Source organism: Neiella litorisoli (genome assembly GCF_014773395.1).
Classification (GTDB): Bacteria; Pseudomonadota; Gammaproteobacteria; order Enterobacterales; family Neiellaceae; genus Neiella; species Neiella litorisoli.
Window position 1 is genome coordinate 409,046 of sequence record NZ_JACXAF010000001.1, and the last position, 13,509, is coordinate 422,554.

The following is a 13,509-nucleotide window of genomic DNA, read 5'->3' on the forward strand; positions in this document are numbered from 1 at the left end:
GACAGACAGACCAGAGTCAACGCTTTCAAGCGAACAAATTTTGATCGCAGGAAAAAATGATCCCTGTGCGATCCTTGTTTAATTGTTGTTCAAAAGGTTTGGTTAAGTTGTTGATAATTGTTTTTTGTGCTTTTTATTCAATGAATTGCGGTTGTTGATAACCCTTTGATAAATGATCGAAAACGATCTGGAAAGGGCGTTGTAGATCCCGCATAATGTCTGCCCAGCTAACAGATGATCCCTCCCCCTTGAATTCGACTGCATTCAATAGTCGTTTGTGCCTGTGTAATAGGAACAGGCCGTGGTGGCGATGTTTAACGATAAGGAGATGGCATTGACCGCTTCGTTGTGGCAAACCTGTGTTGAAACCTTAAAACACGAGTTGCCCGCTTCACAATTCAGTACTTGGATTCGGCCATTACAGGCTGATTTTGATGGCGAGCGCCTCGTGCTTTTTGCTCCTAACCGTTTTGTGCTTGATTGGGTGAGTGATAATTATCGTGGCCGAATCAATGAACTGCTAGCGCAAGCTTGTGGCCCAGATGCACCTGCATTGCATCTTGATATTGGTAATATTGCGCCGCCAGCCCCTACTGCACCGGATACGCCAGCCGAGCCCAAGCCTGTCGCCCAAGCGACCTCTAATCCATGGGATCGTGGCAATAAGCCCAAGCCGGAAATTCGTCACAAGAGCAACATTAACCACAACTATATCTTTGATAACTTTGTTGAAGGTAAATCAAACCAGTTGGGTCGTGCTGCCGCTTCGCAGGTGGCTGAGAATCCTGGTGGCGCCTACAACCCGTTGTTTTTATACGGCGGTACCGGTTTAGGTAAAACCCACTTGTTGCATGCGGTCGGCAACGCCATTTTGCAAAGTAAAGACAACGCCAAAGTGGTTTACATGCACTCTGAGCGCTTTGTTCAGGACATGGTCAAAGCCCTGCAAAACAATGCTATTGAAGAATTTAAGCGCTATTACCGCAGTGTTGATGCCTTGCTGATCGATGACATTCAATTCTTTGCCAACAAAGAACGTTCGCAAGAAGAGTTCTTTCATACCTTCAATGCGCTGCTCGAAGGTAATCAGCAAATTATCCTCACCTCGGATCGATACCCAAAAGAAATTGACGGCGTTGAAGATCGTCTCAAGTCGCGTTTTGGTTGGGGCCTGACCGTTGCCATTGAGCCGCCAGAGTTGGAAACCCGTGTCGCCATCCTGATGCGCAAGGCGCAAGAAAGTAATGTTCATCTGCCTGATGAAGTGGCGTTCTTTATTGCCAAGCGATTGCGCTCCAATGTGCGTGAGCTTGAAGGGGCCTTAAATCGGGTCATTGCCAACGCAAACTTTACTGGCCGAGCAATTAATATTGATTTTGTGCGCGAAGCATTGCGAGATCTCTTGGCTTTGCAGGAAAAGTTGATCACCATAGACAACATTCAGAAAACTGTTGCCGAATACTACAAGATCAAGCTGGCTGATTTGCTCAGTAAGCGCCGCAGCCGCTCTGTCGCCCGTCCGCGTCAGTTAGCGATGGCGTTAGCGAAAGAGCTGACCAACCACAGTTTGCCTGAGATTGGTGATGCATTCGGTGGCCGCGACCACACCACGGTACTTCATGCGTGCCGTAAGATTGAACAGTTGCGCGAAGAAAGTCATGATATTAAGGAAGATTACCAGAATCTGATTCGGACTCTGTCTTCCTAATACTCTCTGTGATGAGAACGGTGCGATAAAGGGATTGCATATGAAATTCACGGTCAATCGTGAGCAAATTCTAAAACCGCTGCAGGCGGTATCCGGGGCAGTTGAGCGGAAGCACACGCTGCCTATTCTTGCCAATATCTTAATGCGCGTAAGTGATGGCTCACTTACCATGATCGGTACGGATTTAGAGGTTGAGTTGTGCGCAACGTTGCAGCTGGCTGATCCTGAATTAACCCCTGGCTCGATCACCGTACCGGCGAAAAAGCTGGTCGATATTTGCCGTACCTTGCCTGATGGCGCAGCAATCGAGCTGAACCTGTCGGGTGAGCGTTTGGTGATTAAATCAGGCCGCAGCCGATTTAGTTTGGCGACCTTGCCTGATACCGAATTCCCGCAGATTGAAGAATCAACCTCATCGATGCAATTCACTGCAACTCAGCAAGAGCTGCGTCGATTGATTGAGCTATCGCAGTTCTCCATGGCCAATCAGGATGTCCGTTACTATCTCAACGGCATGCTGTTTGAGATCACCGAAGGTACGTTAACTGCGGTTGCAACTGATGGTCACCGTTTGGCATTGTCACGGATTGCGGTACCTGAGCTACAAGAGCCATTCCAGTGCATCGTGCCACGTAAAGGTATTTTGGAGCTGATGCGGCTGCTGGATCAAGATGACAAGCCAGTAACGGTGCAATTGTCGGAAAACCATATTCGTGCCGACATTGGCGATTACCTGTTTACCTCCAAACTGGTTGATGGCCGGTTCCCTGATTACCGTCGAGTATTGCCACGCGGTGGTAATAAACTGGTTGAAGGCGACAAGGAAACCCTCAAGCAAGCATTTGCTCGGGTGGCCATTCTATCGAATGAGAAGTTCCGCGGCGTTCGCCTGCAAATCGATACCGATGAGCTGAAGATCAGTGCCAACAACCCAGAGCAGGAAGAAGCCGAAGAAGCTATTGCCGTCTCTTATCGGGGCGAAGCGATGGAAGTCGGCTTTAACGTCAGCTACATCCTCGATGTGCTCAACACCATTGATGGCCAAAACGTGCGGTTTACCCTCAATGACCCCAACAGCAGTGGCCTGATTGAGAATGCCGATGATGACAGTGCGCTTTATGTGGTGATGCCGATGCGGCTGTAGTCCTTCGGGCTAGTGCTAACTGCATCAATGAAGAACCGCCCACTGGGCGGTTTTTTGCTATTAGCAGAATAAAAAATAGAGCTAAATCAAGTGACTTAACCATCCGTTAGGCGATTTCTGGCTACACTTTGGACAGTGCTAAAAGCCACTTAACCAAGGAATGCTCGGATGATGAAAGCCAATGCCATCGCGCTTGTAGTGGAAGACATGGAGGCGATGCGGAAAATTACCGCCCAACAATTGCGTCAGTATGGTGCCAAGGAAGTACATCAGGCCAGCAATGGCGCCGAGGGGCTCAGAGTGCTGCGCAATCACAAAGTGGATGTGATTTTGTCCGATTGGAATATGCCGGTAATGACTGGCATCGACTTCCTAAAAGCTGTCAAAGAAAACCCAAACTGGCAGCGTATTCCTTTTGTTATGGTCACCGCAGAAGCTGAGCGTGACAAAGTCCGCGAAGCAATTGCCTATGGCGTGAGTGAGCTGATCATCAAACCGTTTACGCCTCATATGATGCGTGAGCGAATAGAACGCGCATTTAAACGGCCAGTGCGGATCCCATCGGAAATTCGGATGAAAGATCCACTCGATGAGCCGCCTGCCGAAGTGATCAAACCAAGTGTCGAGCTGGCGGATCTAGGCGACAGTGAACCCGCCCAAGATGTGGCCAAACTTAAAGATGGCAATATCCTGATCGTTGATGACACGCCCGATAATTTGCGCCTTATGTCTGATTTACTGAAAGATGACTACAAGGTTCGGTTGGCCAATAACGGTAAAAAAGCGCTGGAGTTATGTCGCGGTGAAACGCCACCCGATTTGGTGCTACTGGACATCATGATGCCGGAAATCAGTGGTTACGATGTATTAGAAGCGTTGCGGGCTGATCCCGCAACGCAGCATATTCCGGTCATCATGGTGACCGCCATGACCGAGCAAGAAGCCGAATTAAAAGGCATTCAACTTGGCGCCATTGAGTTCATCACTAAGCCGATTCAACCTCAGTTGCTGCAAATGCGAGTGCGCAATTTTATGAGGCAGGTGTGGCGGATCCGCGATGTCCAAGCCAGCTACGATGACATGATTGAAGCAGCCCAAGCCAAAGAAGCCGCAGAGCAGGTGGTTCGCCATGATATCAAAGGGCCGCTTGCAGGCATTCTAGCTGCCGCTGAACAATTGTCGCTTAACGCCAAACGGCCGAACATGGTCAATGAGCTGGCCGATGACATTGATACCATGGCTCGCCAGTTGATGAACCTGATTAATCTGACTCAGATTGTTTATAAGATTGAGACCAATCAGTACACCATGACGCCGGTGTCGGTTGATACCATTGGTTTGTTGCAGGATGTGGTGACCAGCTCTAAGCGTGTGTTTGAGGCCAAGCGCATTACTTGTAATGTGTTCTGGCCCAAGAGCAAAGGCGCCGAGTCGATGGTCTGTAAAGGCGAAGAGCTGTTGATGTTTTCGGTATTCAACAACCTAATTAAAAATGCCTTTGAGGCGGCACGGCCCAAAAGTGCGGTGCGCATTGATATTAGCGAAACCGAAGCAAATCAGGTTGAAATCAGTATTACCAATGATGGCGTGGTGCCGGAAGAAATTCGCGATGTATTTTTTGAAAAATACGCCACCGAAGGAAAGTCAGGTGGCTCTGGCATCGGCACCTATTCGGCGAAATTGTTAGTTGAAGCTCAGCTTGGTGAAATTGAAATGAATACCGATGAGCAGTCAAACACAACAACCATTACGGTGCGTTTGTCCAAGCCTTAGTCGGGCATTCGTAGCTGACGTTGCAACAGTTGGGCTAGGGCACAGTTCAAGGTACACTGTGCTTTTGTTTTCTGGTGCTCATTGACTGAATGACCATATCCAGGCTTGCCATTCAGGCAGTGCGCAACATTTCTGAATTATCAATAAACCCCTCCACTGGGTTTAATTTCATTTATGGCAAGAATGGCGCCGGTAAAAGCAGCGTGCTTGAAGCCATTCATATGCTTGGTTCAGGCCGCTCATTTCGCACTCATCGCCACAAGCAATTGATTCAGTATGAGCAACAAGACTTTACTATTTTTGCCGAGTTACAGCGCCGCGAAACCCATTACCGTGTTGGTATGAAGCGCACTCGCAGCGGTGAGCCAGAAATTCGCATTAATGGTGAGTCGACCCAACGCCTTGCCGAATTGGTAGGCTTGCTACCGATTCAAATCCTGACACCGGATAGTCCAGTTTTGCTCACCAGCGGTAGTAAAGTCAGGCGGCAGTTCCTCGATTGGGGCTTGTTTTACCGCCAAGAGTTGTTTTATCCAGCGTGGCGACGCTATGCCCGATCACTAAAACAACGTAACGCCATGGTCCGGCAGCAGTTGCCATACAATCAGGTGGCGCCATGGGAGCATGACTTTGTTGAAAACGGGCGCCTGATCACCCAAATGCGCACGGACTTTGTTGCTCAGCTACAGGCTGCCCTAGTAACCTTTACCGACCAATTTTTACCCGGCTCAGCGGTTGAGTTGAGCTATCAGTCTGGCTGGTCTGCGACCGCTCAGGACGATGACTATTTCAGCCAATTGCAACATGGCTACAGTCGGGATTTAAAAACAGGCCATACCCAGCTGGGTCCACATCGCGGTGGATTCAAGCTCAAAGTGGATGGTGTCGCTGCTGAAGAAACCTGCTCTCGCGGGCAACTCAAGTTGTTGGTAGCGGCTCTTTTATTGGCGCAGGGATCGCTGTTATCCGAATCTCAGGGAACTTCCTGCATTTATTTGATCGATGACTTCGCTGCAGAGCTAGATGAAGCGCGCAGAGCACTATTAATTGAGTGCCTAATCGCGATAAAATCACAGGTCTTTATCACCGCGACGGACGAACTGTTTGTAGAACAGGTTCGGCCGCAATTGGAAGCGGCGAATCGGCCCTTTAAGCTGTTCCACGTGGAACGCGGGCAATTAGTAACTTGATAAGAGTGACCCTATGTCTAACGAGTATGACTCTTCCAGTATTAAAGTATTGAAAGGCCTCGACGCAGTTCGTAAGCGTCCAGGCATGTATATCGGCGACACCGATGATGGCACCGGTTTGCACCATATGGTGTTTGAGGTAGTTGATAACTCAATCGATGAGGCACTGGCGGGACACTGTAATGACATTATTGTCACCATCCATGCCGATGGCTCTGTCAGTGTGAGTGACGATGGTCGTGGTATTCCGGTTGGTATGCACCCTGAAGAGGGCGTGTCTGCTGCCGAAGTGATCATGACGGTACTGCACGCCGGCGGTAAGTTTGATGATAACTCCTATAAGGTATCCGGTGGTTTGCACGGGGTAGGTGTTTCGGTTGTAAACGCCTTGTCGGAAAAACTTGAGCTGCGTATTCGCCGTGAAGGCAATGTTCACGAGCAGGTCTACACCTTGGGTGTGCCAAATGCGCCATTGGGTGTTGTTGGTGAGACCGAGAAAACCGGTACTCGCATCCGTTTCTGGCCATCGGACCAAATCTTCAGCGATATCAACTTCCACTGCGATATTTTAGCCAAGCGTTTACGCGAGTTGTCGTTCCTTAACTCTGGCGTTTCCATCAAGCTTAAAGATGAGCGTGATGGCCGCGAAGATCACTTCTGCTATGAAGGTGGTATTCAGGCGTTTGTTGAATACCTCAACCAAAACAAAACACCAATCCACCCGGAAGTCTTTCACTTCACCCATACCCGCGAAGAAGATGGCATTGCCGTTGAAGTCGCGATGCAGTGGAATGACGGTTTCCAGGAAAACATTTTCTGTTTCACCAACAACATTCCACAGCGTGACGGTGGTACTCACTTAGCCGGCTTCCGCGCTGCGTTGACCCGTACCCTCAACACCTACATGGAAAAAGAAGGCTTCAACAAGAAGACCAAAACCACCGCTAGCGGTGATGATGCCCGCGAAGGTTTGACCGCGGTGATTTCGGTGAAAGTACCGGATCCTAAGTTCTCGTCACAGACGAAAGACAAACTGGTGTCTTCAGAAGTGAAACCTGCGGTTGAAACCGCCATGGGAACGCACCTTTCTGATTACCTGCTAGAAAAACCAAACGAAGCCAAAACCATTATCGGCAAAATCATTGATGCTGCTCGGGCTCGTGAAGCGGCTCGTAAAGCGCGTGAAATGACGCGCCGTAAAGGTGCGCTGGATTTAGCAGGCCTGCCCGGCAAATTGGCTGACTGTCAGGAAAAAGACCCAGCACTCTCTGAACTGTACATAGTGGAGGGTGACTCAGCGGGCGGTTCTGCAAAGCAGGGCCGAAACCGCAAGAACCAGGCTATTTTGCCGTTGAAAGGTAAGATCCTGAACGTCGAGAAAGCACGTTTCGACAAGATGCTGTCGTCACAAGAAGTGGCAACCCTGATCACCGCTCTCGGCACAGGCATCGGCCGCGACGAATACAACGCCGACAAACTGCGTTATCACAGCATCATCATCATGACCGATGCCGACGTCGACGGCTCGCACATTCGTACTTTGTTGTTGACCTTCTTCTATCGTCAAATGCCTGAGTTGGTTGAACGTGGTCATATCTTTATTGCTCAGCCACCACTGTACAAAGTGAAAAAAGGCAAGCAAGAACAGTACATTAAAGATGACGATGTGTTGCACGAATACCTTACTGCACTGGCCTTGGATAAAGCGTCGTTATTTGTGAATCCAGATGCTCCAGCGATTGCCGGTGAGCATTTGGAAGGTTTGGTTAATCAATACAATGACGTACAAGACATCATTAAGCGCCTCAAGCGCTTGTGGCCAACGGAAGTATTGGACCGCCTGATTTATACGCGCCCAGTGCTGCAAGCTATGCTCGACAACGAAGCCGGCATGCAAGAGTGGCTTGGCGACTTCCAAAAAGAGTTGGATTCGCTAGCATCTGGCGGCACCACCTACACTGCTGGCATTGCCCAAGATGAAGAGACTCATCAATTCTTGCCAAAAGTCACGGTTCGTCAGCACGGTATCGATACCGATTACCTGTTTTCGGCCGATTTCATCAAATCGAAGGACTACCAGCACATCACTTCATTGGGCGACCAAATTGCCTCATTGATTGAAGAAGGTGGTTATGTTCAACGTGGAGAGCGCACTCGACCGGTGTCGACCTTCCTTGAAGCCCTAGAGTGGCTGATTGCTGAATCGAAGCGTGGCCTCAACATTCAGCGCTACAAAGGTTTGGGAGAGATGAACCCAGAGCAGCTTTGGGAAACCACCATGGACCCAGAAACGCGCCGTATGCTGTGTGTGACCATCGAAGATGCCATTGGTTGTGACCAGTTGTTCACCACCTTGATGGGCGACCAAGTTGAACCACGTCGTGAATTCATCGAAGACAACGCTTTGAACGTCGAGAACCTCGACGTGTAATGGTGAGTGTGTGGTTTCTCATTGAGTTTGAAACGGCTTCTCATTTAGGTGAAACCAATTCTCACGAAGATGAAACGAAAAAACGTTTTAAAGAGAGTGAGCAATCAGTTTCTCTCTAAAATGAAATAAATAAAAAGGCCACCAAGAGTTATTTCTTGGTGGCCTTTTTGTTGGGTTATCGCTGTCAGGTCCGAGTGCCGCCTAGAAGTATTTTCTGTCACTTCGTTGTTCTACAAGACGTTATTTCGCCGCTCACGTCATTTTTGATATTTTTTTTATTTTTGAAGGGCATATATATGTAACGTATTGAATATAAAGGGTATTGCAGCCTTGTTTTGCTAGGCCTCCACTGAGGCCAATGCTATACTTGGCTAGTTTATTGGCTAGTTTATTGGCTAGTTTATTGGCTAGTTTATTGGCTAGTTTATTGGCTAGTTTATTGGCTAGTTTATTGGCTAGTTTATTGGCTAGTTTAGACAATCGACGTTACTTGCTCTCACTGTCCATTCGGTTGTTCATTCGGTCTTTATGCTTATAACCAAGAGCAAAGAATATCCAGAAGGCAAAAGCAATAGGCGTAGCTAAAGTGACAAATAAAACGCCAATCATAGGAGCGCCATGAGCAGGGTCTGGATCATATATCACAGTAAAGTACTTCCCTAGTAAATACACAAACATGAAAGGAGCAACAACCAGAAACTTAAGCTTTTTTATTTGCGTCAACCCTAACAAGAACGAAATAACCGACACTAACACGAGAGATATTAATAGTATTTTCACGCTTATTCCTTATCGAAAAATATAACTGACCATGTACTGACCACGCCAACAGGATGCATTAATTTAATAATGTTTCAATTAATCAATGAGCAATATGGCAATTTCGATATAAGAGGTAGTATCCACCATTCCCATCAGGAAATCTCCAGAGTTCACAACGCGTTGCAAAGCCTCTTCCAAAATCACTAAATTCATTTCCTATATATTCCGAACCTGGATTGGTGTAAGGATCAGTATTTACATTATATGGCGCACATTCAGCAGCATTGTTATTGGTAGTTGCTCGACAATAGGCCTCATCGCCTTCGGCTTTCACTACCTGATAATATAGTTCGGCTTGGGATAAAAATAGAATCTCGAATAATGGAAGACCTGCAGTATCGAGAGCGTCAGCCAACTCTTCAGCTATTTTCTTCATATCATGGTAAAAAGCTGTGTCACAAGCTGCTTTTGATTGAGAGCTAGCATAGATCATGAGAGTTACATGCCGATACGAATGGAAAATCCGGAATTAATTCGTTCCATTGCCCTCCTTCCGCCCCGCATCCATTAGTTGATGCAGATGAAAGAGTTTGTAGTGGTGTAGAATAATTATAGACTCTCAACTCGTCAGTTACTCCGTTTAGTTTAGCGTCAACCAATCCGCTTCTGTGGCCTTCAAACGCATTCTTCAGAGAGATATACAAATTCTTTATTTCTTGCATTTCTGATGGCAGGCCTATTGGGGTTGCAATAACGCCCCAATCCCCATATCCAGGCTCATCTAATAGGAAATAAGCCTTCATTACAGCAGTGCGAGGATTTACAACCACTACTTTGCCGTTTACCTTTGACTTAGCGATAGTCTCAAACTGAAAGTCATAGTTACATGTCTCACAACTCAAAACGGAGTAATTTGCCGATGCACTATGAGAGCTGAAGGGTAAAATGAGCGCCATCAAAGCAAGCGTATATGAAATAAATAGGGATTTATTCATTAAAACGAGTATCCTTGTTTTCTGATTTAAGCAAGCATCCTGTTATGCCGAATTTAGGATAACAGCAAAGAAAAATATGGCAAAGGGCAGCCTAAATAGGCTGCCCTTGTTGTTTAGTGTTTCTTTGAGCTGTTCACTGTAAGCAAAGTAAGCAAAATTACTACGACTTCGTACTTATCTGAGCTTTATTACTCAATCCAGCTTTCCTTTTCTAGATCTAAATTCCTTATTTAGTCGGCCCTGAGAAACATTTAATCTATTGATCTTATTGGCGATCTTAATGATCGGTCCAGGGTGAGATCGCGAACGTTTATTAAACAACTTATGCCGATTTGACCCGCTGATCTCGCTGTGATCTTATACTCCCTTTTTCGGGAGCCTCCATATGATCACCGATGCATTTTCACAATACTTTGGCGATATCGGCGATCCTCGTCAAAGCGCTAAAGTCAGTTACCCTCTGTTCGATGTTCTGTTCCTTACGGTGTACGCCACCATTGCAGGAGCTGAGGGTTGACAAGACTTCGAAGATTTTGGTGAAACTCACTTCTCATGGCTCCGAGAGAAGGGCCTGTTTGAGTCAGCGCTACCTGTCCATGACACCATTGCCAGGCTGATTGCACGCCTCGACCCAAAGCAATTTCAAACATGTTTTATTGCTTGGATGCAGGCTGTTTCTGAGCGTACTGATGGCCAACTTATTGCCATCGATGGCAAGGTGTTACGCAGCTCCTACAATCGAGATGAGTGTCAGTCAGCCATCCACATGGTCAGTGATTTTGCCGCAGTAAATGGCGTTGTTCTTGGTCAGTTCAAGACGGATGCAAAATCAAATGAGATCACCGCAATCCCAGAGCTGTTGAACGCCCTAGATCTAAAAGGCTGCCTCGTCTCCGTTGATGCTATGGGGTGCCAAACGGAGATTGCCACCACCATTATCAACAAGGGAGGAGACTACCTTCTTGCGGTGAAAGGCAATCAGCACAAACTACATGACGCGATAAAAAGTAAGCTGAAGCAATGAGTTAATGACCCAAATGAACTGCAAGCCCGGAACTTTCCTCGTAACCGGCAAGACCTTGAGCTGTTCTGCTAAGTAATGACCAACTGCTGTTACGCTTTTAACAGTGAAATGCAATATCGCTGGTTGGTTTGGCCCAACAGCAGCGTATAGACGATGGTCTCTGTTTCACTTTTAGTGGGAATAAAGGGCGCTGGTTTCACTTTATGTGAGACTATTCAAATGAGAAATTTGGGGCACTGAGCGAGAGAATGCGGGCTCCAAGCTGCTTTTCGTTTCAGCTTTAATGAGAAACCACAGAGTGTGTGGTTTCTCATTGAGTTTGAAACGGCTTCTCATTTAAGTGAAACCATTTCTCACGAAGATGAAACGACAAAGAAAAGGGCAGCCTATTTAGGCTGCCCTTGTTGTTTAGTGTTTCTTTGAGCAATTCACTGTAAGCAAAACTGCTACGACTTCGTACTTATCTGAGCTTTCTTGCTCAATCCAGCCTTCTTTTTCTAAATCTAAATCCCTTATTTAGTTTGTGTTGAAATTAATTGGGAAGTTCTTTTTTTGATTTTTACCCCTGATTTTTTCTGATTTTTCCTTCATGAACTGAATTGCGTCTAAAAATAAAATAATAGTTTACGTATTGTTTTTATTGGTTTTGTTTTTCTTTAAAGGGTCAGAAAACACTGACGATCGCAGCTGTAACTTCCGCAACTGGAGCAATGCCGGCAATTTACGTGGGGTTGTAAGGTTGGTTTATATTGGTTAGGGTAAATAATGTTTTCAGTTCTAATTATATGTAAAGGACATTAAATTTAGGTTAGCTATGCGAACCACGACAACCACAACACACGTTAAAACACCCTCTATACTCAGCGAAATCACCAATAATGCGTGCCTGTTGCTGATATTTTCCGTTGCCTTCATTGCTGCTTCTTGGCATCACGCCAAATTTAATTAATTCGAACACAAAGCAAAAGGTTTCCTATGTCTTTCGAAAAGGCTATTGCATTAGCCATCTATTTTGCTGCCATGTTGTTGATTGGCTTGTTTGCTTATCGTCGCTCCACCAGCGACTTATCCGAATACATGCTCGGAGGCCGCAAGGTTAGCCCGCAAGTGACGGCGTTATCTGCTGGCGCATCGGATATGAGCGGTTGGATGCTGATGGGCTTGCCCGGCGCCATGTTTGTGATGGGTTTTGAAACCATCTGGATCGCGTTGGGCTTATTGTTTGGTGCGTGGGCCAACTATTCGTTGGTTGCACCGCGATTGCGGGTTTACACCAAGGCGGCCAATGATGCGCTGACCTTGCCGCAATTCTTCGGCGAGCGTTTCGGCAAGGAACGCAGCGTGTTGCAGATCACCAGCGCCATCGTGATTATTCTATTTTTCACCCTGTATACCTCGGCTGGTTTGGTTGCGGGTGGCAAACTGTTCCAGTCAACATTCGCCCTCGATTACTCGCTTGGGGTCATGCTTACGGCGGCAGTGGTGGTTGCGTACACCTTACTGGGGGGATTTTTAGCCGTTAGCCTCACCGACTTTGTGCAGGGCTGCATTATGTTTGTCGCGCTGATCTTAGTGCCGCTGGTGGCTTATCAGTACTTCAATAGTGGCGAGGAGTTACTGCGCCAGTCGGCCACTCAGATCCCCACGTTTACTCGGATGCTCAGTGACATGACTGCCCTTGGCTTAATATCGAGTTTGGCTTGGGGACTCGGTTATTTTGGCCAGCCCCATATTATCGTTCGCTTTATGGCGATCCGCTCGGTTGCTGATATTCCCATGGCACGAAATATCGGTCTCGGCTGGATGACTGTGACGGTTGTTGGCGCGGTCGCAACAGGGTTGGTAGGCGTTGCCTATGTCAGCAAATATCAGCTGGCGCTGAATGACCCTGAAACGATTTTTATCTTGTTTTCAGACATTCTATTTAACCCTTACATCAGCGGCTTTTTGATGGCGGCAATTCTGGCGGCGATCATGAGCACCATCTCGTCACAGCTGTTGGTGTCATCGAGCTCATTGACCGAAGACTTGTTTGGCGCACTAATGCATCGGGCCTTAACTCAGCAACAAGCGGTAAATCTCGGGCGGGTTTGTGTTGCGGCCGTGGCGTTAGTGGCAAGCATGTTGGCGCTCGATAGCAGCAATAGCGTGTTGGGGCTGGTGAGTAATGCGTGGGCCGGTTTTGGTGCGGCATTTGGTCCGGTGGTGTTGTTAGCGCTGTTTTGGCGTCGCATGACCTATGCCGGTGCGATTGCCGGCATTATCACTGGCGCAGTTACTGTGTTGTGTTGGAGTCATCTGCCGCTATTGGCCGATGGCCAGCCGCTCAGCTCGCTTATCTATGAAATTATTCCTGGTTTCTTATCGGCTGCGGTTGCCATTGTTGTGGTCAGCTTGCTGACTCGATCCCCAGAAACTCAGGTTATTCATACCTTTAAACAAGTGCAGCAAACTGTTGCTGTCTCCCGGTAACAAACACAAG

At 47.4% G+C, this 13,509-nt stretch carries 9 protein-coding genes and 1 pseudogene; 7 read left to right on the forward strand and 3 right to left on the reverse strand.

Annotated features, from left to right (window positions below):
* The first annotated feature begins 334 nt into the window (after window positions 1-334).
* From dnaA to gyrB, 5 genes are all read left to right on the forward strand, one after another.
* Window positions 335-1,708, forward strand: a complete 1,374-nt coding sequence (dnaA, locus tag IC617_RS01780) for a chromosomal replication initiator protein DnaA (RefSeq protein WP_191143325.1) — start codon at window positions 335-337, stop codon at window positions 1,706-1,708.
* Between the two features lie 40 nt (window positions 1,709-1,748).
* Window positions 1,749-2,852 (forward strand): DNA polymerase III subunit beta, encoded by a 1,104-nt coding sequence (gene dnaN / locus IC617_RS01785; RefSeq protein ID WP_191143256.1) that lies wholly within the window; start codon window positions 1,749-1,751, stop codon window positions 2,850-2,852.
* 168 nt (window positions 2,853-3,020) lie between these two features.
* On the forward strand, window positions 3,021-4,625 hold the full coding sequence (locus IC617_RS01790; protein WP_191143257.1) for an ATP-binding response regulator: 1,605 nt from the start codon (window positions 3,021-3,023) through the stop codon (window positions 4,623-4,625).
* A gap of 89 nt (window positions 4,626-4,714) precedes the next feature.
* Window positions 4,715-5,815, forward strand: coding sequence for a DNA replication/repair protein RecF (gene recF / locus IC617_RS01795; RefSeq protein ID WP_191143258.1), 1,101 nt, complete (start codon window positions 4,715-4,717; stop codon window positions 5,813-5,815).
* Between the two features lie 13 nt (window positions 5,816-5,828).
* Complete coding sequence (gyrB, locus tag IC617_RS01800) at window positions 5,829-8,246, forward strand: DNA topoisomerase (ATP-hydrolyzing) subunit B (RefSeq protein WP_191143259.1); 2,418 nt, start codon at window positions 5,829-5,831, stop codon at window positions 8,244-8,246.
* Window positions 8,247-8,732: 486 nt separating this feature from the next.
* Here the strand turns inward: gyrB and IC617_RS01805 are convergent, their stop codons facing one another.
* From IC617_RS01805 to IC617_RS01815, 3 genes are all read right to left on the reverse strand, one after another.
* A complete protein-coding gene (locus IC617_RS01805; RefSeq protein WP_191143260.1) occupies window positions 8,733-9,026 on the reverse strand; it encodes a hypothetical protein in 294 nt (97 codons plus the stop codon).
* Between the two features lie 82 nt (window positions 9,027-9,108).
* Window positions 9,109-9,501, reverse strand: coding sequence for a hypothetical protein (locus tag IC617_RS01810; protein WP_191143261.1), 393 nt, complete (start codon window positions 9,499-9,501; stop codon window positions 9,109-9,111).
* Window positions 9,488-10,003, reverse strand: a complete 516-nt coding sequence (locus tag IC617_RS01815; RefSeq protein ID WP_191143262.1) for a hypothetical protein — start codon at window positions 10,001-10,003, stop codon at window positions 9,488-9,490. The genes IC617_RS01810 and IC617_RS01815 overlap by 14 nt, the downstream gene beginning before the upstream one ends.
* Before the next feature lie 385 nt (window positions 10,004-10,388).
* On the opposite strand from IC617_RS01815, the pseudogene IC617_RS01825 reads away from it, so the two are divergent.
* Together IC617_RS01825 and putP are read left to right on the forward strand one after the other, a co-directional pair.
* A pseudogene (locus IC617_RS01825) lies at window positions 10,389-11,018 on the forward strand (ISAs1 family transposase); the annotation flags it as partial.
* A 984-nt stretch (window positions 11,019-12,002) separates the two neighbouring features.
* Entirely contained in the window at window positions 12,003-13,499 is a 1,497-nt protein-coding gene (gene putP / locus IC617_RS01830) for a sodium/proline symporter PutP (RefSeq protein WP_191143264.1), read from the forward strand.
* The last annotated feature ends 10 nt before the right edge of the window (window positions 13,500-13,509 follow it).

What these genes read in the sequence shown, in the direction of transcription:
- dnaN (WP_191143256.1), top strand. Translation starts at nt 1,749, where the DNA reads ATGAAATTCACGGTCAATCGTGAGCAAATTCTAAAACCGCTGCAGGCG.
- putP (WP_191143264.1), top strand. Translation starts at nt 12,003, where the DNA reads ATGTCTTTCGAAAAGGCTATTGCATTAGCCATCTATTTTGCTGCCATG.
- IC617_RS01790 (WP_191143257.1), top strand. Translation starts at nt 3,021, where the DNA reads ATGATGAAAGCCAATGCCATCGCGCTTGTAGTGGAAGACATGGAGGCG.
- IC617_RS01815 (WP_191143262.1), bottom strand. Translation starts at nt 10,003, where the DNA reads ATGAATAAATCCCTATTTATTTCATATACGCTTGCTTTGATGGCGCTC.
- IC617_RS01810 (WP_191143261.1), bottom strand. Translation starts at nt 9,501, where the DNA reads ATGATCTATGCTAGCTCTCAATCAAAAGCAGCTTGTGACACAGCTTTT.
- recF (WP_191143258.1), top strand. Translation starts at nt 4,715, where the DNA reads ATGACCATATCCAGGCTTGCCATTCAGGCAGTGCGCAACATTTCTGAA.
- gyrB (WP_191143259.1), top strand. Translation starts at nt 5,829, where the DNA reads ATGTCTAACGAGTATGACTCTTCCAGTATTAAAGTATTGAAAGGCCTC.